Origin of the sequence: Pseudomonas sp. S37, from assembly GCF_016658545.1 — a bacterium.
GTDB lineage: Bacteria > Pseudomonadota > Gammaproteobacteria > Pseudomonadales > Pseudomonadaceae > Aquipseudomonas.
The window spans coordinates 31,980-48,898 of sequence record NZ_JACVZC010000023.1; the positions used below are offsets into that span (position 1 = coordinate 31,980).

Consider the following 16,919-nt stretch of genomic DNA (forward strand, 5'->3'; position numbering starts at 1 on the left):
CCTTGTCAGTGTGTGGATTTGTTTCTTACCATGACGGCCAATTTTTAGTGCCACAGACATTACCTAAGTACAGGTCAGGTCCAACTGGCCAAGCAAGCTGATGGGAGAGGACTGAATGAGCAATGACGGCGTCAACGCAGGCCGGCGCCGCTTCCTCGTAGCCGCGACATCCGTGGTCGGGGCAGCGGGAGCAGTGGGGGCTGCGGTACCGTTCGTGGGGTCATGGTTTCCCAGTGCCAAGGCGAAAGCCGCAGGTGCACCGGTGAAGGTCAATATCGCCAAGGTGGAGCCTGGGCAGCAGATGGTTGCAGAGTGGCGCGGCCAGCCTGTATTCATCGTGCGGCGAACGCCGGAAATCCTCGGGAACCTCAAAAAAATTACCGGCGAACTCTCTGATCCAGAGTCGAAGGCTTCGGTGCAACCGACCTACGTCGACCCTGAAGTGCGTTCGATCAAGCCGGAAGTGCTCATCCTCGTCGGCCTGTGCACGCACCTGGGTTGCTCGCCCACCTTTCGCCCGGAAGTCGCACCCGCCGACCTGGGTCCGAAATGGGTGGGTGGCTATTTCTGCCCGTGCCATGGCTCCCACTACGACCTCGCTGGCCGTGTCTACAAGTCGCAGCCGGCGCCTCTTAACCTGCCCGTGCCACCGCACTCATACGAGTCGGACGAGATTGTCGTCATCGGCGTCGACCAGGAGAACGCATGATGAGCAAGTTCATGGACTGGATTGATGCTCGCTTCCCCGCTACCAAGATGTGGGAAGACCACCTGAGCAAGTATTACGCGCCCAAGAACTTCAACTTCCTGTACTTCTTCGGCTCCCTGGCATTGCTGGTACTGGTCAACCAGATCGTCACCGGTGTATGGCTGACCATGAGCTTCACGCCCTCGGCGGAAGAGGCGTTCGCCTCGGTCGAGTACATCATGCGTGACGTGGAATACGGCTGGATCTTGCGCTATCTGCACTCTACCGGCGCGTCTGCGTTCTTCATTGTGGTCTACCTGCACATGTTCCGTGGCCTGCTCTACGGCTCTTACCAGAAGCCACGCGAGCTGGTCTGGCTGTTCGGCATGCTGATCTACCTGGCGCTGATGGCCGAGGCCTTCATGGGTTACCTGCTGCCGTGGGGTCAGATGTCGTACTGGGGTGCTCAGGTGATCATCTCGCTGTTCGGTGCCATCCCGGTGATCGGTGACGACCTCACGCAATGGATCCGCGGTGACTACCTGATCTCGGGTATCACCCTGAACCGCTTCTTTGCGCTGCACGTGGTGGCGCTGCCCATCGTGATCCTCGGCCTGGTGGTGCTGCACATCCTTGCCCTGCACGAAGTGGGTTCGAACAACCCCGATGGTGTCGACATCAAGAAGAAAAAGGACGAAAACGGTATCCCGCTGGACGGCATCCCGTTCCACCCTTACTACACCGTGAAAGACATTGTCGGCGTGGTGGTGTTCCTGTTCGTGTTCTGCGCCGTGGTGTTCTTCTTCCCGGAAATGGGCGGTTACTTCCTGGAGAAACCGAACTTCGAGCAGGCCAACGCCTTCAAGACGCCCGAGCACATCGCACCTGTGTGGTACTTCACACCGTTCTACGCAATCTTGCGTGCGGTGCCTGACAAGCTGATGGGCGTGATTGCCATGGGCGCGGCCATCGCCGTGCTGTTCGTACTGCCGTGGCTCGACCGCAGCCCGGTGAAATCCATGCGTTACAAAGGCTGGATCAGCAAAGCCTTCCTGCTGGTGTTCTGCGTGGCCTTCGTCATCCTCGGCGTGCTGGGCGTTCTGGCACCGACACCCGGGCGTACCTTGCTGTCGCAGGTGTGCACGGTGTTGTACTTCGCCTACTTCCTGCTGATGCCGTTCTACACAAGGCTCGAGAAGACCAAACCGGTTCCGGAAAGGGTGACTGGCTGATGAAAAAGTTGATTGCAGTATTTTTGCTGGCAGTGATGCCTGCCTTTTCCTTCGCTGCCGAACACGGCCTGGAACTGGACAAGGTCGATATCGACCTGACCGACAAAGCCGCCATGCAGGACGGTGCGCGTACTTTTGCCAACTATTGCATGGGTTGCCACAGTGCCAAGTTCCAGCGTTACGAGCGGGTCGCCGATGACCTCGGTATCCCGCACGAGCTGATGCTCGAGAAGCTGGTGTTCACCGGCGCCAAGATCGGTGACCACATGCAGATCGGCATGCAGCCGAGCGATGCCAAGACCTGGTTTGGCGCCGCGCCGCCCGACCTGACCCTGGTTGCCCGGGTGCGCGGTACCGACTGGCTGTACAGCTACCTGCGCAGCTTCTACGAGGACCCGTCGCGGCCTTACGGGGTGAACAACAAGGTGTTCCCGAACGTCGGCATGCCTAACGTGCTGGTCGGCCTGCAGGGTAACCAGGTGATCGGCTGCAAGCAGGTGCAGACGGTGACCGATGGCAAGAAGCAATTCGACCCGTTGACCGGCAGCCCGATCACCCACGAAGCCTGTGACCAGCTGACCATCACGCCGAAATCCGGTACCCTGACCACCGAGCAGTTCGACGAGAAGGTCAAGAACCTGGTGACCTTCCTGGCCTATTCGGCCAACCCGGTCAAACTGGAAAGCCAGCGCATCGGTACCTATGTGTTGCTGTATCTGGCTTTCTTCTTCGTATTCGCCTACTTGCTCAAGCGTGAATACTGGAAGGACGTGCACTGATCACGCAGTAGTTTCTGGTTGTTGAACGCGCCCGGGGCGCCCTGGTAGAAATGCCAGGGGGCCCCGGGCGCGTTTTCATTTACAGTTGCACAAGCATCCCGTGCGAGGAGCCGCTACATGGGCGCAACCAACAGGTTAGCCTGCTATTCCGACCCCGCTGATCACTATTCTCATCGGGTACGCCTGGTGCTGGCCGAGAAGGGCGTCAGCGTGCAGGTCATCGATGTCGACCCTGCGCGCTTGCCGCCCAAGCTGGCCGAGGTCAACCCTTACGGCAGCGTGCCGACCCTGGTCGACCGTGACCTGGCGTTGTATGAATCGACCGTGGTGATGGAATACCTCGAGGAGCGTTACCCGCACCCGCCGCTGATGCCGGTTTACCCGGTTGCACGCGGCAATAGCCGTTTGCTGATGCACCGCATTCAGCGCGACTGGTGTGCCCTGGCCGATACCGTGCTCGATTCGCGCAGCAGCGAGGCTGCCCGTAACGAGGCGCGCAAGGCACTGCGCGAAAGCCTGACCGGCGTTTCGCCGCTGTTCAATGAATTCGCTTGCTTCATGAGCGATGAGCAAAGCCTGGTCGATTGTTGTCTACTTCCAATACTCTGGCGTTTGCCGGTGTTGGGTATCGAGTTGCCGCGGCAAGCCAAGCCGCTGCTGGATTACATGGAGCGTCAGTTCGCCCGCGAGCCTTTCCAGGCGAGCCTGTCCTCCGTAGAGCGTGAAATGCGCAAGCTTTAAGGAGCTGTTGATGAACTCCAGTCGCCCCTATCTGGTTCGAGCATTGTACGAGTGGATCGTCGACAACGATTGCACGCCCCATATGCTGGTCAATGCCGAATTCCCGAAAGTTCAGGTGCCGGATGGTTTCGCCAGTGATGGCCAGATTGTCCTGAATATCTCGCCAAGTGCTGTGCGCAGCCTGCACATGGACAACGACGCGGTCAGTTTCGAGGGCCGCTTTGGTGGCGTTGCCCATTCGCTGTTCGTGCCGGTGGGTGCCATTCTGGGTATTTATGCCCGTGAAAACGGCCAAGGCATGGTCTTTGAGCTGGATTCGCCCGATGGTGAAGATCTGGAAGAAGACGATGATGTGCAGCCGGACGACGATGGCCCGCCAGAGGGCGGTGGCCAGCCGCCACGCCCGACGGGTCGGCCAAGCCTGAAAGTGGTCAAGTAACAAAAAAGGCGATCCAGATGGATCGCCTTTTTTTGCTGCCAGCATTGGGTTACAGGTCGCTGATAGTGCGTACCTGGTCCTTGTTGATGCGGGTGCGCTTGCCATCGAGTTGCTGGAATTCGTAGAAGCCGGCGTTACGGTCGAACTTTGGCGCGTCGACAGCCTGGAATTCACGGCCATCGTTGAGGGTGATCAGGCTTGGGGTGGAGCAGCCGGCCAGGGTGGCGAAGGTGCCGAGCAGCAGGGCGGGCAGCAGAAGCTTTGTCATGCGGTGTTTCCTGGGTTTCTGAAAAAATGAAGCATCTCTGTTGCCTGTGCCGGCCTCTTCGCGGGTGAACCCGCTCCTACATGGTTCATCACCAGGCTCAGGACCGGTGATGAACCATGTAGGAGCGGGTTTACCCGCGAAGAGGCCGGCGCAGGCTAAAGAATCAGTCGATGTACTCGAACAGCTTGACGATCTTCTGCACGCCCGACACGCCCTGCACAACAGCAGTGGCCGAGTTGGCTTCCTGCTGGGTCACCAGGCCGAGCAGGTAAACGATGCCGTTCTCGGTAATCACCTTGATGCGCGAGCTGGGCACGGCATTGTCGGTCAGCATCTGGGTTTTGATCTTGGTGGTCAGCCAGGCATCGTTGTTACGCGCCAGGATCGAGGAGGGTTGCATCACCTGCAGCTCGTTGTGCACCTTCTTCACTCGTTGAACCTGGCCGGCAGTTTGCTCGGCAAGGCTCTTGAGGTCGGCGCGCGGGGTCTGGCCGGCCAGCAGGACGATGCCGTTGTAGCTGCTGACAACGATGTGCGAACCCTTGTCCAGGTCCGGGTTGGCCTTGGAAATGTTCACGGCGGCCTTGGTTTCGATCAGCGAGTCGTCGATCTTGCTGCCGATGGTGCGCGTGCCGCGATCGTCTTCAATCGGCGAATTGCGCGCAGAGGTGAGTACCGAGCTGCAACCGGTGACGCTCAGGCACAGGGTCAGGGCCAGCAGGCCGAGGCGCATAGGGGTCATTCTTCACTCCCGAACAGTTGGCTGTCGATCAGATCGCACAGGCAGTGGATCGCCAGCAGGTGGACTTCCTGGATGCGCGCGGTAACCGTCGAAGGTACGCGGATTTCCACGTCCTCGGGCAGCAGCAGCGAAGCCATGCCGCCGCCGTCGCGCCCCGTCATTGCTACGACAATCATTTCGCGGTCATGTGCGGCCTGGATCGCCTGGATCACGTTGGCCGAGTTGCCGCTGGTGGAGATCGCCAGCAGAACATCGCCGGGCTGGCCCAGGGCGCGGATCTGCTTGGAGAACACTTCGTTGTAGCTGTAGTCGTTGGCGATCGAGGTCAGGGTCGAGCTGTCGGTGGTCAGGGCAATGGCCGGCAGGCTCGGGCGTTCACGCTCGAAGCGGTTGAGCAGCTCCGAGGAAAAGTGCTGGGCATCGCCGGCCGAGCCGCCATTGCCACAGGCGAGCATCTTGCCCTCGTTGAGTAGCGCATTGACCATGACCAGGCTGGCCTGCTCGATGTGCGGTGCCAGGATGTCCATCGCCTGTTGCTTGGTATCGATGCTGGCCTGGAACAGCCGGCGAATTCGGGATTGCATGTCCATCTGGTGACCTTAAGTGGGGCGGTGGCCTTTGCAGCGCGCAACAACGACCAGCCCGCGATACATAGAGCAAAAAATACGAAGAGGGTTCAGCATTCGAAGGCGTTTTTCAGCCATTGAAGCGGTCTGCCTGCATGGTGGCTGCCCTGCAGGGCGACTACGTCGAAGCGGCAGGGGTGGTTGCCCCAGTGGGGCTCCTTTTGCAGGAACAGGCTGGCGGCAAGCACCAGCCGTTTCTGCTTGCGCCCGTCGATACTGTCGAGGGCGCCTCCGAAGGCCGCGTGCAGCCGGTAGCGGACTTCGACGAATACTACTGTATCGGCGTCGAGCATGACCAGATCAAGCTCACCGCCTTTGCATCGCCAATTGCGCGCCAGCAGCTGCAGGCCCTGCCCTTGAAGGTACGCAAGGGCTTGGGTTTCTGCGGCCTGGCCGGCGCTGGTTGGCGATGGTGCGGCCATCAGCGCGGGGTGTCAGGCAGGCGCTTGACCTGGCCGCCGGCAAATTCGGCCCATGGCAGCTGGCGTTCGACGCGCTGGTTGGCGTTTATGCTCAGGCTGCCGGAAAGGCCCTGGACGCGGTTGTCCGGCAGTGCTTTCAGCTGGCCCAGGCGTGGCGCCAGGCTGTAGGCATCGACGCCCATGGCATATAGGCGGCCCAGGCTGCCGGCAGCTTGCGGCCACTGTTGAACCACCTGCTGGCGCAGGCTGTTGCTGGTGTCGAGCAGCCACGGCGTTTCGCAGAAGCGGATGCCGTTCATGTCGTTGTACTGGTTGACGTCACCGCTGGCGCTGTACAGGTTGGAGGTGGCGTAGACCGGTACGTCACCGGCGTACTGGAAGTTCAGGGTCGGCTTGATCTGCTGCGCCTGCTGTGGCGTCGAGGCGAGGAAGATGAAGTCGATGTCCTGGCGGCGCGACGGTTGTGCGGCAATGCTGCCGCCTACGGTACTTTGCAGGCTCTTGGCGCGGCCTTCGCTCTGGCGCAGCTGGAACAGGTCGGCGATTTGCTGGGCCAGGGCAACGGGCTGGGCGATGCGCTGGGCGGCGAGCACGGTGCCGCCATTGCCTTCCCAGTCCTGACGGAAGGCAGCCAGCACGCGGTCACCCCACTCACCGCTCGGCACCAGCGCCACGGCGCGGACCATGCCGTCGGCGCGGGCGCGGCGGGCTACTTCGCGGGCTTCGTCTTCGGCAGCCAGGCCGAACTGGAACAGTTGCGGCGGGGCTACCTGGCCGGCATCGGCGTAATTCAAGGCCAGGGTGGTGATTGGCAGTTGCGGTTTGCTGGCCAGTTGCTTGACCAGTGGTTTTTCCAGCGGGCCGATCACCAGTTGCACGCCGGCGGCCTGGGCCTGGCGATAGAAGTCGTCGAGCGAACCGATGCGCGAGCTATCGAACACTTGCACGGCAGGTGCCGGCTGGCCGGCTTGCTGGGCCTGGAAATGCGCAGCCATGAAGCCATCACGCAAGGCGCGGGCAACGCCGGCCAGCGGGCCTTCCTGAGGCAGGAGCAGGGCGATCTTTGTCAGCGGTTGGCTGGCCAGCTCCTTGAGCTTGGTCAATGCCAATGGCAGTTGTTGGGCGGCCGGGTGTTCCGGGTGCTGTTTGACCCAGGCCTCGATGGCGGCTTGCTGCTGCTCGAGGGTGCCGGCGCTTTTCACGGCGAGGGCCAGGCTGGCCCAGCCGTTCAGGGTCTGGTCGTTGCCAGGCTGCTGCAGCTGCTCGGCCGGCAGGGAGGCGACCAGGGCCCAGGTGGCGTCGTTGTTGGCGCTGGCGGCCTGGCCGCTGAGCAAGGGGGCCAGCAGTACGCGCTGCTGTGCGGCAGCCAGGGCCTGGCCGTCGGCCTCGAGGGCAGCGGCGTGCACGTTGTAGGTGCGCGCTTGCTGCTCTTTCGGCAGCTCGGCAACGCGCTGCAGGCTAGGGTGGGCCAGGGCAGCCAGGGCGGCCTTGGGCTGGTTGCGGCTCATGGCCAGCTCGGCAGCGAGGGTGCTGGCGAACACTTGCTGGGCCGGCTTGAGGGTGTCCAGCGGGACCTGCTCGAGAATGCGTGCGGCGCGGGGGAAGTCCTTCTGCTTGTAGGCCAGGTCGGCCGCGCTCAGGCGCAGCAGGGCGGCGTCTTCCGCAGACTTGCTGGAAGCAGCCTTCTCGAGCAGTTGCTCGATGCTGGCGTCCGGCGTGCGTGGCAGTTCGCCCAGGCTGGATGAGGGCGAGCTGGCGCAGGCTGCCAGCAGGGCAGCGAGGCAGAGGGCTGTGAGCAGCCGCAGGCAAGCGATCATGTAAAGGTCCTGTTACTCGATCAAGTTGGCCGGCAATTGTACCCAAGCACTGGCCGGGGCGCGATGTTGCCGTGTCGATCCTTCACTATAGGTGGCTTGCCGCGGGTCGACGATGAAGTTCTTTGCGCCCTGTTGCAGGCGCTCGGGCTACAATGGCGGCTTTGATCCGAATGACAGGTGTGCGCAGTGACTGATGTGGCAGGGGCTTCGAAATCCACGGTGGGGACGCTGTATGTGGTGGCAACCCCCATCGGCAACCTCGACGACATGAGCGCGCGGGCGCTGAAGGTGCTGGCTGATGTGGCGCTGATCGCCGCCGAAGATACCCGCCATTCGATCCGCCTGTTGCAACACTTTGGTATCGATACGCCACTGGCGGCCTGTCACGAGCACAACGAGCGTGATGAAGGCGGGCGTTTTCTCACCAAGCTGCTGGCCGGCGAAAATGTGGCGCTGGTCTCCGATGCCGGTACGCCGCTGATTTCCGACCCGGGCTACCACTTGGTGCGACAGGCGCGGGCAGCCGGTGTGAGTGTGGTGCCGGTGCCCGGCGCCTGCGCCTTGATCGCGGCGCTGTCGGCGGCCGGGTTGCCGTCGGACCGCTTCATTTTCGAAGGTTTCCTGCCGGCCAAGCAGGCCGGGCGCCGGGCGCGCCTGGAGCAGGTGAAGGAAGAGCCGCGCACGCTGATCTTCTATGAGGCGCCGCACCGTATCCTTGAATGCCTTGAGGACATGGAGGCGGTGTTTGGTGGCGAGCGCCCGGCGCTGCTGGCGCGCGAGCTGACCAAGACCTTCGAGACACTCAAGGGGCTGCCCCTGGCGGAGTTGCGTGCGTTCGTTGCGGGAGACAGCAACCAGCAGCGCGGTGAGTGTGTGGTGCTGGTGGGCGGCTGGAGTGCGCCGGAAGGCGAGCAGGCGGTCAGTGCCGAGGCCCAGCGGGTGCTCGAACTGCTGCTGGCCGAGTTGCCACTGAAGCGGGCGGCGGCGCTTGCCGCAGAAATTACCGGCGTGCGCAAAAACCTGTTGTATCAACTTGCCCTGGATAAACAGAAGGCTGAGTAGTGGCAGTTTGATATAAATGCCGTTAACGCTTGTTCTTGGGCGCGTGTGCCGTTAACCTTGTCGGCGGAGAGTCGATCGGACAGTCGCTGCCGTCTTTTGTTCCGCAAAAGATGGGGGAGGAAAGTCCGGGCTCCATAGGGCAGAGTGCCAGGTAACGCCTGGGAGGCGCGAGCCTACGGAAAGTGCCACAGAAAATAACCGCCTAAGCACTTCGGTGCCGGTAAGGGTGAAAAGGTGCGGTAAGAGCGCACCGCACGGCTGGCAACAGTTCGTGGCTAGGTAAACCCCACTCGGAGCAAGACCAAATAGGGTTCCATCAGGCGTGGCCCGCGTCGGAACCGGGTAGGTTGCTAGAGGCGTCCAGTGATGGCCGTCGTAGAGGAATGACTGTCCTCGACAAAACCCGGCTTACAGATCGACTCTCCACCTTTCCTTCCTGCTTGATTCGATAGCAGATCCCCTCTGCTAATACCGAAAAAATCTTACTCTTAATAAATCACTTTAACTTCGAACTCCATTCGCTTGCGTGGGTTTGATTTTTCTCGTGTTTTTTTCTCTTTGGTAATGCTTCCACATTCTTTTGTGACGCTAAATCTCGGTCCTGTAAGGCTTTTCCTTCCGAACGTGCCTTGACGGTGCTGCGGGCGGATTCCTATAGTGTGCGCAAGTGGCAGAAAGTGGGATGAAGTGGGTTTTCTGGCACAAAAAAGATAACATTGTGGGGAATCGCAGCCGTGTTCCGCGGAGCCAACGCCGTCAGCCTCGATGCCAAGGGCCGTCTCGCCATGCCGAGCCGGTACCGTGACGAGCTCGATTCGCGTTGCAATGGTCAGCTGATCGTGACCATCGACGCCGTGGACCCTTGCTTGTGTGTTTATCCCCTCGATGAGTGGGAACAGATAGAAGCCAAGTTGCGTGCCTTGCCGTCGTTGCGTGAGGAAAACCGCCGCCTGCAGCGCTTGCTGATTGGTAATGCGGTTGACCTGGAGCTCGATGGCAGTGGGCGTTTCCTGGTGCCGCCCCGCCTGCGTGAGTACGCCAAGCTCGACAAGAAGGCGATGCTGGTGGGGCAACTGAACAAATTCCAGCTGTGGGATGAAGATGCCTGGAACGCGGTTTCGGCAGCCGACCTTGCAGCTATTCAACAACCGGGCGCCATGCCCGACGAATTGCGTGACCTGATCCTGTGACCATAGATAGCGGCTTCAACCACATTACCGTCCTGCTCGACGAAGCTGTCGAGGCATTGGCCCTGCGCGCCGACGGTTGCTATCTGGACGGCACTTTCGGCCGTGGCGGACACAGCCGGCTTATTCTCAGCAAGCTCGGGCCGCAAGGGCGGCTGCTGGGCTTCGACAAAGATCCACAAGCGATTGCCACCGGGCAAGCGCTGGCGGCCGAAGACGGCCGCTTTGTCATTGTGCAGCGCAGCTTTGCCGAGCTGGGCGCGGAAGTGGCCGAGCGTGGCCTGCACGGCAAGGTCAGCGGCGTGCTGCTGGACCTGGGTGTGTCCTCGCCGCAGCTGGATGACCCCGAGCGTGGGTTCAGCTTCCTCAATGACGGCCCGCTGGACATGCGCATGAACCCGGACCAGGGCATCAGTGCCGCCGAGTTCATTGCCACGGCACCGGTGGAAGAAATCGCCCGCGTGTTCAAGGAATACGGCGAAGAGCGTTTTGCCGGGCGCATGGCGCGTGCCGTGGTCGAGCGCCGCGAAAAGCAGCCGTTCACCCGTACTGCCGACCTGGCAGAAGTGCTCAAGGTGGCCAACCCGGCCTGGGAAAAGGGCAAAAACCCGGCTACCCGCGCTTTCCAGGGGCTGCGCATCCACGTCAACAATGAGCTGGGTGACCTTGAAACCGGTCTTGAGGCTGCACTGGATGCGCTCGAAATCGGCGGTCGCCTGGCGGTCATCAGCTTCCACTCGCTGGAAGACCGTATCGTCAAGCTGTTCATGCGCAAGCTGGTGAAAGGTGAGGCGGACAACCTGCCGCGCAACCTGCCGGTTCAACACAAAGTCTTCGAGCCGAAGATCAAACTCATCGGCAAGGCCCAGTTCGCCTCCGAAGCCGAGCTCAAGGCCAACCCACGCTCGCGCAGCGCCGTGATGCGTGTGGCGGAGAAGTTGCGGTGAGCAGGCTGTTTGCCAAACCCCTGCCAGGCGGAAGCTTCCTGATGCTTCTGCTGTTCGTTGGCGTGCTGGTTTCGGCCATTGCGGTGTCCTACAGCGCGCACTGGAACCGTCAGCTGCTCAACACCCTGTACGGTGAACTGAGCGAGCGCGACAAGGCCCAGGCCGAGTGGGGCCGGCTGATCCTCGAGCAAAGCACCTGGACCGCCGCCAGCCGTATCGAAAACCTCGCCTCCGAACAGCTGAAGATGCGCGTACCTTCGGCTGACGAAGTGCGGATGGTGGCGCCATGATGAAGCTCGAAGGCGCACTCTACCCGTGGCGCTTCCGCGTGGTGATCGGCTTGCTGGCAATCATGGTCGGTGCCATTGGCTGGCGCATCATCGACCTGCAGGTGGTTGACCGTGACTTCCTCAAGGGCCAGGGCGATGCGCGCAGCCTGCGCCATATCCCCATTCCTGCACACCGTGGCCTGATCACAGACCGCAACGGTGAGCCTTTGGCCGTGAGTACCCCGGTCACCACCCTGTGGGCCAACCCCAAGGAAATGCAGGCGTCCAGGGAGCGCTGGCCGCAACTGGCCGCAGCGCTGGGGCAAAACCCGCAGCAGTTGATCGAACGCCTGACCCAACAGGCCAACAAAGAGTTCATCTACCTGGTCCGAGGCCTGACCCCGGAGCAGGGCCAGCACGTACTCGACCTGAAAGTGCCAGGTGTGTATGGCCTGGAAGAATTCCGCCGGTTCTACCCGGCTGGTGATGTCACCGCACACATGGTCGGTTTTACCGACCTTGACGACCACGGTCGCGAAGGGGTCGAGCTGGCCTATGACGAGTGGCTGGCCGGGGTGCCCGGCAAGCGCCAGGTGATCAAGGACCGGCGCGGCCGGCTGATCAAGGACATCCAGGTTACCAAGAACGCCAAGGCCGGGAAGACCTTGGCGTTGTCGATAGACCTGCGCCTGCAATACCTGGCGACCCGCGAGCTGCGCAACGCCATTGCCGAACAGAACGCCAAGGCCGGCAGCCTGGTGATCATGGACGTCAAGACCGGTGAGGTCCTGGCCATGGTCAACCAGCCGACCTACAACCCCAACAACCGCCGCAGCATGTTCCCGGCGGCCATGCGTAACCGGGCCATCATCGACGTGTTCGAACCAGGTTCCACAGTCAAGCCGATCTCCATGAGCGCGGCGCTGCAAAGCGGCCGATGGAAGCCCAGCGACAAGGTCGAGGTGTACCCGGGCAGCCTGCAGATCGGCCGCTACACCATCAAGGACGTGTCGCGCAGCGAGGGCCCGATCCTCGACCTGACCGGCATCCTGATCAACTCCAGTAACGTCGGCATGAGCAAGATCGCCTTCGACATCGGCGGCGAAGCCATTTACCGGGTCATGTCCCAGGTCGGCCTGGGCCAGTACACCGGCCTTGGCTTCCCGGGTGAGCGCGTCGGCAACCTGCCTAACCACCGCGAGTGGCGCAAGGCCGAAACCGCAACCCTGTCCTATGGCTACGGCTTGTCCGTGACCGCGCTGCAACTGGTGCATGCCTACGCGGCGCTGGCCAACGACGGCAAGATGGTGCCGCTGTCGATCCTCAAGGTCGACAAGGCCCCGGAAGCCGTGCAGGCCATTCCGAAGGAAACCGCCGAAACCGTCCAGGGCATGCTGCAGCAGGTGATCGAAGCGCCGCGCGGCGTGTTCCGCGCCCAGGTGCCGTTCTATCACGTGGCCGGCAAGTCCGGTACCGCACGTAAGGCCACCGTCGGTTCCAAGGGCTACACCGAAAACGCCTACCGCTCGCTGTTCGCCGGCTTCGGGCCGATGAGCGACCCGCGCTACGCCATCGTCGTGGTCATCGACGAGCCGGGCAAAGGCGGTTACTTCGGCGGCCTGGTATCGGCGCCGGTATTCAGCAAGGTCATGTCGGGCACCCTGCGCCTGATGAACGTGCCGCCAGACAACCTGCCGCCACCCGCAGCACCGGCACCTGCCGGGCAACCGCAAGTCAACGCAGCAGCCGCCAAGGGAGGGCGTGGATAATGACAATGCCGTTAAGCAAGCTGTTCGCCCACGCCAGCCGCGACCCGCTGATCCGTGAACTGACCCTGGACAGCCGTAATGTGCGCCCGGGTGACCTGTTCCTGGCTGTGCCGGGGGCCAAGGTCGATGGCCGCGAGCACATTGCCGATGCCCTGGCCCGTGGCGCTGCCGCAGTGGCCTATGAAGAGCAGGGCGCCAACGTATTGCCGCTGACCGATGTGCCGCTGATTCCGGTCAAGGGCCTGATCGCCCAGCTGTCGGACATTGCCGGGCGCTTCTATGGCGAACCTAGCCGCCAGCTGAACCTGGTCGGCGTGACCGGCACCAACGGCAAGACCAGCGTCACCCAGTTGGTGGCGCAGGCGCTTGACCTGCTCGGCCAGCGTTGCGGCCTGATCGGCACCCTGGGCACCGGTTTCTACGGCGAGCTGCAGAGCGGTCGCCTGACCACACCGGACCCGATCGCCGTGCAGGCCACGCTGAACGACCTCAAAAAGGGCGGTGCCAAAGCCGTGGCCATGGAGGTTTCCTCCCATGCCCTGGAGCAAGGCCGCGTCGCTGCGCTGGAATTCGACATCGCGGTCATGACCAACCTGTCCCGCGACCACCTCGACTACCACGGCAGCATGCAGGCCTACGAGGCCGCCAAGGCCAAGCTGTTCGCCTGGCCAAGCCTGCGTTGCCAGGTGGTCAACCTGGATGATGATTTCGGTCGTCGTCTGGCTGACGATTTCGCCCGCAAACCGTTTACCGATCGTATCGAAACCCGGCTGCTCAGCTATAGCCTGGAAAACCCGGACGCCTCGCTGTTCTGCCGCCAGGCCGTGTTCAGCGACGATGGTGTACGCGCCACGCTGGTTACCGCCCAAGGCGAGCACATCCTGCGCAGCCCGTTGCTGGGCCGTTTCAACCTGAGCAACATGCTCGCTGCCGTGGCAACCCTGCTGGCACTGGACTACGCACTGGACGAGATCCTCAAGGTTACCCCTAAGCTGCAGGGGCCGGTCGGCCGCATGCAGCGCCTGGGTGGTGGCGACAAGCCGCTGGTGGTGGTCGACTACGCACACACACCGGACGCCCTGGAAAAGGTACTCGAAGCCCTGCGCCCGCACGCTCACGGCAAGCTGCTGTGCCTGTTCGGCTGCGGCGGCGACCGTGACCGCGGTAAGCGTCCGCTGATGGCTGAAGTGGCCGAGCGCCTGGCAGATCGCGTGCTGGTTACTGACGACAACCCTCGAACCGAAGACCCGCTGCGCATCTTCGACGACATTCGCCCCGGTTTCGCCAAACCTGCCGGTGTCGAGTTCGTCGCGGGTCGCGGTGAAGCCATCGCGCACCTGATTGCCACTGCTGCTGCCAACGACGTGATCGTGCTGGCCGGCAAGGGGCACGAGGACTACCAGGAGATCAATGGCGAACGCCATGACTTCTCCGACCTGATCGAAGCCGAAAAGGCACTTGCAGCCTGGGAGGCTCCACATGCTTAAGCCGCTGTCACTCAGCCAGCTGACCACAGCACTGAGGGGTCAACAAATCGGCGCCGATGCCACCTTCACCGGCGTCAGCATCGACAGCCGCAGCGTCAGCGCCGGGCAACTGTTCGTCGCCCTGACCGGCCCGCGTTTCGATGGCCATGACTACCTGGCTGATGTAAAAGCCAAAGGCGCAGTAGCTGCCCTGGTCGAGCGTAAAGTCGCCGATGTCGACCTGCCGCAGTTGCTGGTTGCCGATTGCCGCCTGGCCCTGGGCCAGCTCGGCGCCCTGAACCGCGCCGCCTACGACAAGCCAGTGGTGGCCATTACCGGTTCCAGCGGCAAGACCACGGTCAAGGAGATGCTTGCCAGCATCCTGCGTACCCGGGGCCTGGTGCACGCCACCCGCGGCAACCTGAACAACGACCTCGGCGCACCGCTGACCTTGCTGGAGATCGCCCCGGAGCACAGCGCCGCAGTGATCGAGCTGGGCGCTTCGCGCATTGGCGAAATCCGTTACACCGTCGGCCTGACCCAACCGCAGGTGGTGATCATCAACAACGCCGGTACCGCCCACGTGGGCGAGTTCGGCGGCCCGGAGAAAATTGTCGAGGCCAAGGGCGAGATTCTTGAAGGCCTGGGCGAGGGCGGTACCGCCATCCTCAACCTTGACGACAAAGCCTTCGGTATCTGGAAGGCCCGTGCCGGTGCGCACAAGGTCGTCAGTTTCGCGCGCAGCAACAAGCAGGCCGATTTCTACGCCACCGACATCGGTCGCGATGCCCGTGGTTGCCCATCGTTCAAGCTGCATGGTGCAGGTGAAACGGTAGATATACAGCTCAATGTGCTGGGCGAACACAACGTCAGCAACGCCCTGGCCGCTGCTGCCGCTGCGCATGCCGTTGGTCTGAGCCTGAGCGGCATCGCCGCCGGCCTGGCTGCAGTGCAACCGGTCAAGGGCCGTACCGTGGCGCAAATCGCGCCAAACGGTGTGCGGGTGATCGACGATAGTTACAACGCAAATCCCACCTCCATGTGCGCGGCCATTGATATACTCGCCGGCTTTTCCGGACGCACCGTCCTGGTGCTTGGGGATATCGGCGAATTGGGGCAATGGGCGGAAGAAGGCCACCGTCAGGTGGGCGACTACGCGCGTGGCAAGGTCAACGCCCTGTACGCAGTGGGTTCCAACATGAAACATGCGGTCGACGCGTTCGGCGCCGATGGCCGTCATTTCGCTACTCAAGCTGAGCTGATCGACGCGGTTAGCGCCGAACATGCCAGCGACACCACTATCTTGATCAAGGGCTCGCGCAGCGCTGCGATGGAAAACGTCGTGGCGGCATTGTGCGGTGCCAGCGGGGAGAAACATTAATGCTGCTGCTGTTGGCCGAGTATCTGCAACAGTTCCACAAAGGCTTCGCGGTCTTCCAGTACCTGTCCCTGCGCGGGATTCTTGGTGTACTGACCGCGTTGTCCCTGGCGCTGTGGCTGGGGCCGTGGATGATCCGTACCCTGCAAATTCGCCAGATCGGCCAGGCCGTGCGTAACGACGGCCCGCAATCGCACCTGTCCAAGTCGGGCACCCCGACCATGGGTGGCGCACTGATCCTGTCGGCCATCGCCATCAGCACCCTGCTGTGGGCCGACCTGAGCAACCGCTATGTCTGGGTGGTGCTGATCGTCACCCTGGCGTTCGGCGCCATCGGCTGGGTCGACGACTACCGCAAGGTGATCGAAAAGAACTCGCGTGGCCTGCCAAGCCGCTGGAAGTATTTCTGGCAATCGGTGTTTGGCCTGGCTGCGGCGGTATTCCTGTACAAGACCGCGCCGACCAGCGTGGAGACCACGCTGATCCTGCCGTTCATCAAGGACGTCACCATACCGCTGGGTGTCGGCTTCGTGGTGCTGACCTACTTCGTCATCGTTGGCTCCAGCAACGCAGTCAACCTCACCGACGGCCTCGACGGCCTGGCAATCATGCCAACGGTGATGGTCGGCGGTGCGCTGGGCATCTTCTGCTACCTGTCGGGTAACGTGAAGTTCGCCGAATACCTGCTGATTCCGTACGTACCGGGCTCGGGCGAGCTGATCGTGTTCTGCGGTGCGCTGATCGGTGCCGGCCTGGGCTTTTTGTGGTTCAACACCTACCCGGCGCAAGTGTTCATGGGTGACGTCGGTGCACTGGCACTGGGCGCCGCGCTGGGCACCATCGCCGTGATCGTGCGCCAGGAAATCGTCCTGTTCATCATGGGCGGCATTTTCGTGGTGGAAACCCTGTCGGTGGTGATCCAGGTTGCCTCCTTCAAGCTGACCGGCAAGCGCGTGTTCCGCATGGCGCCGATTCACCACCACTTTGAACTCAAGGGCTGGCCAGAGCCTCGGGTGATCGTCCGCTTCTGGATCATCACCGTGATCCTGGTGCTGATTGGCCTTGCAACCCTGAAACTGAGGTAGAT

18 protein-coding genes and 1 other RNA gene are annotated in these 16,919 nt (G+C 62.2%); 14 read left to right on the forward strand and 5 right to left on the reverse strand.

The annotated features are described in order from the left end of the window. The first annotated feature begins 115 nt into the window (after window positions 1-115). The 5 genes from petA to IAE39_RS10585 all read left to right on the forward strand — a co-directional run bounded on the left by petA (window position 116) and on the right by IAE39_RS10585 (window position 3,879). Complete coding sequence (gene petA, locus IAE39_RS10565) at window positions 116-709, forward strand: ubiquinol-cytochrome c reductase iron-sulfur subunit (RefSeq protein ID WP_201202028.1); 594 nt, start codon at window positions 116-118, stop codon at window positions 707-709. Then, the gene (locus IAE39_RS10570) at window positions 709-1,920 is read left to right on the forward strand and encodes a cytochrome b (protein WP_201202079.1); all 1,212 of its coding nucleotides are present in this window, start codon (window positions 709-711) and stop codon (window positions 1,918-1,920) included. Before petA ends, IAE39_RS10570 begins: the two co-directional genes overlap by 1 nt. Then, the gene (locus IAE39_RS10575) at window positions 1,920-2,699 is read left to right on the forward strand and encodes a cytochrome c1 (RefSeq protein ID WP_201202030.1); all 780 of its coding nucleotides are present in this window, start codon (window positions 1,920-1,922) and stop codon (window positions 2,697-2,699) included. The genes IAE39_RS10570 and IAE39_RS10575 overlap by 1 nt, the downstream gene beginning before the upstream one ends. Before the next feature lie 117 nt (window positions 2,700-2,816). Beyond that, the gene (locus tag IAE39_RS10580; protein ID WP_201202035.1) at window positions 2,817-3,440 is read left to right on the forward strand and encodes a glutathione S-transferase N-terminal domain-containing protein; all 624 of its coding nucleotides are present in this window, start codon (window positions 2,817-2,819) and stop codon (window positions 3,438-3,440) included. A 10-nt stretch (window positions 3,441-3,450) separates the two neighbouring features. Next, window positions 3,451-3,879, forward strand: a complete 429-nt coding sequence (locus IAE39_RS10585; RefSeq protein ID WP_201202037.1) for a ClpXP protease specificity-enhancing factor — start codon at window positions 3,451-3,453, stop codon at window positions 3,877-3,879. Between the two features lie 49 nt (window positions 3,880-3,928). Here the strand turns inward: IAE39_RS10585 and IAE39_RS10590 are convergent, their stop codons facing one another. The 5 genes from IAE39_RS10590 to IAE39_RS10610 form a co-directional block, all read right to left on the reverse strand. Continuing rightward, the gene (locus IAE39_RS10590) at window positions 3,929-4,147 is read right to left on the reverse strand and encodes a YgdI/YgdR family lipoprotein (RefSeq protein WP_201202039.1); all 219 of its coding nucleotides are present in this window, start codon (window positions 4,145-4,147) and stop codon (window positions 3,929-3,931) included. 163 nt (window positions 4,148-4,310) lie between these two features. Next, window positions 4,311-4,889, reverse strand: coding sequence for a BON domain-containing protein (locus tag IAE39_RS10595; protein WP_201202042.1), 579 nt, complete (start codon window positions 4,887-4,889; stop codon window positions 4,311-4,313). Continuing rightward, window positions 4,886-5,479 (reverse strand): phosphoheptose isomerase, encoded by a 594-nt coding sequence (locus tag IAE39_RS10600; protein WP_136913061.1) that lies wholly within the window; start codon window positions 5,477-5,479, stop codon window positions 4,886-4,888. The genes IAE39_RS10595 and IAE39_RS10600 overlap by 4 nt, the downstream gene beginning before the upstream one ends. Before the next feature lie 86 nt (window positions 5,480-5,565). Beyond that, window positions 5,566-5,937, reverse strand: a complete 372-nt coding sequence (locus tag IAE39_RS10605; RefSeq protein ID WP_201202044.1) for a YraN family protein — start codon at window positions 5,935-5,937, stop codon at window positions 5,566-5,568. Then, complete coding sequence (locus IAE39_RS10610) at window positions 5,937-7,754, reverse strand: penicillin-binding protein activator (RefSeq protein ID WP_201202046.1); 1,818 nt, start codon at window positions 7,752-7,754, stop codon at window positions 5,937-5,939. Before IAE39_RS10610 ends, IAE39_RS10605 begins: the two co-directional genes overlap by 1 nt. A gap of 186 nt (window positions 7,755-7,940) precedes the next feature. Here IAE39_RS10610 and rsmI point away from each other — a divergent pair, with 186 nt between their 5' ends. The 9 genes from rsmI to mraY all read left to right on the forward strand — a co-directional run bounded on the left by rsmI (window position 7,941) and on the right by mraY (window position 16,917). Next, on the forward strand, window positions 7,941-8,816 hold the full coding sequence (gene rsmI / locus IAE39_RS10615) for a 16S rRNA (cytidine(1402)-2'-O)-methyltransferase (protein WP_201202047.1): 876 nt from the start codon (window positions 7,941-7,943) through the stop codon (window positions 8,814-8,816). A gap of 67 nt (window positions 8,817-8,883) precedes the next feature. Continuing rightward, an RNA gene (gene rnpB, locus IAE39_RS10620) (RNase P RNA component class A) lies at window positions 8,884-9,243 on the forward strand. Window positions 9,244-9,550: 307 nt separating this feature from the next. Then, entirely contained in the window at window positions 9,551-10,006 is a 456-nt protein-coding gene (gene mraZ / locus IAE39_RS10625) for a division/cell wall cluster transcriptional repressor MraZ (RefSeq protein WP_004575120.1), read from the forward strand. Continuing rightward, window positions 10,003-10,950, forward strand: coding sequence for a 16S rRNA (cytosine(1402)-N(4))-methyltransferase RsmH (rsmH, locus tag IAE39_RS10630; protein ID WP_431061563.1), 948 nt, complete (start codon window positions 10,003-10,005; stop codon window positions 10,948-10,950). The genes mraZ and rsmH overlap by 4 nt, the downstream gene beginning before the upstream one ends. Beyond that, window positions 10,947-11,240, forward strand: a complete 294-nt coding sequence (gene ftsL, locus IAE39_RS10635; protein WP_012274065.1) for a cell division protein FtsL — start codon at window positions 10,947-10,949, stop codon at window positions 11,238-11,240. Before rsmH ends, ftsL begins: the two co-directional genes overlap by 4 nt. Next, window positions 11,240-12,988, forward strand: coding sequence for a peptidoglycan D,D-transpeptidase FtsI family protein (locus tag IAE39_RS10640; protein ID WP_201202082.1), 1,749 nt, complete (start codon window positions 11,240-11,242; stop codon window positions 12,986-12,988). Before ftsL ends, IAE39_RS10640 begins: the two co-directional genes overlap by 1 nt. After that, window positions 12,988-14,475, forward strand: a complete 1,488-nt coding sequence (locus IAE39_RS10645) for a UDP-N-acetylmuramoyl-L-alanyl-D-glutamate--2,6-diaminopimelate ligase (protein WP_201202050.1) — start codon at window positions 12,988-12,990, stop codon at window positions 14,473-14,475. Before IAE39_RS10640 ends, IAE39_RS10645 begins: the two co-directional genes overlap by 1 nt. Next, window positions 14,468-15,835, forward strand: coding sequence for a UDP-N-acetylmuramoyl-tripeptide--D-alanyl-D-alanine ligase (locus IAE39_RS10650; protein ID WP_201202052.1), 1,368 nt, complete (start codon window positions 14,468-14,470; stop codon window positions 15,833-15,835). Before IAE39_RS10645 ends, IAE39_RS10650 begins: the two co-directional genes overlap by 8 nt. Next, window positions 15,835-16,917 carry a phospho-N-acetylmuramoyl-pentapeptide-transferase gene (gene mraY / locus IAE39_RS10655; protein WP_016498046.1) on the forward strand — a complete coding sequence of 361 codons (1,083 nt, stop codon included), beginning with the start codon at window positions 15,835-15,837 and terminating at the stop codon, window positions 16,915-16,917. Before IAE39_RS10650 ends, mraY begins: the two co-directional genes overlap by 1 nt. Window positions 16,918-16,919: the final 2 nt, after the last annotated feature.

Bases quoted from the DNA above. Each gene is read 5' to 3' on its own strand.
- petA (WP_201202028.1), top strand. From the start codon at position 116: ATGAGCAATGACGGCGTCAACGCAGGCCGGCGCCGCTTCCTCGTAGCC.
- IAE39_RS10570 (WP_201202079.1), top strand. From the start codon at position 709: ATGAGCAAGTTCATGGACTGGATTGATGCTCGCTTCCCCGCTACCAAG.
- IAE39_RS10575 (WP_201202030.1), top strand. From the start codon at position 1,920: ATGAAAAAGTTGATTGCAGTATTTTTGCTGGCAGTGATGCCTGCCTTT.
- IAE39_RS10580 (WP_201202035.1), top strand. From the start codon at position 2,817: ATGGGCGCAACCAACAGGTTAGCCTGCTATTCCGACCCCGCTGATCAC.
- IAE39_RS10585 (WP_201202037.1), top strand. From the start codon at position 3,451: ATGAACTCCAGTCGCCCCTATCTGGTTCGAGCATTGTACGAGTGGATC.
- IAE39_RS10590 (WP_201202039.1), bottom strand. From the start codon at position 4,147: ATGACAAAGCTTCTGCTGCCCGCCCTGCTGCTCGGCACCTTCGCCACC.
- IAE39_RS10595 (WP_201202042.1), bottom strand. From the start codon at position 4,889: ATGACCCCTATGCGCCTCGGCCTGCTGGCCCTGACCCTGTGCCTGAGC.
- IAE39_RS10600 (WP_136913061.1), bottom strand. From the start codon at position 5,479: ATGGACATGCAATCCCGAATTCGCCGGCTGTTCCAGGCCAGCATCGAT.
- IAE39_RS10605 (WP_201202044.1), bottom strand. From the start codon at position 5,937: ATGGCCGCACCATCGCCAACCAGCGCCGGCCAGGCCGCAGAAACCCAA.
- IAE39_RS10610 (WP_201202046.1), bottom strand. From the start codon at position 7,754: ATGATCGCTTGCCTGCGGCTGCTCACAGCCCTCTGCCTCGCTGCCCTG.
- IAE39_RS10640 (WP_201202082.1), top strand. From the start codon at position 11,240: ATGAAGCTCGAAGGCGCACTCTACCCGTGGCGCTTCCGCGTGGTGATC.
- IAE39_RS10645 (WP_201202050.1), top strand. From the start codon at position 12,988: ATGACAATGCCGTTAAGCAAGCTGTTCGCCCACGCCAGCCGCGACCCG.
- IAE39_RS10650 (WP_201202052.1), top strand. From the start codon at position 14,468: ATGCTTAAGCCGCTGTCACTCAGCCAGCTGACCACAGCACTGAGGGGT.
- mraY (WP_016498046.1), top strand. From the start codon at position 15,835: ATGCTGCTGCTGTTGGCCGAGTATCTGCAACAGTTCCACAAAGGCTTC.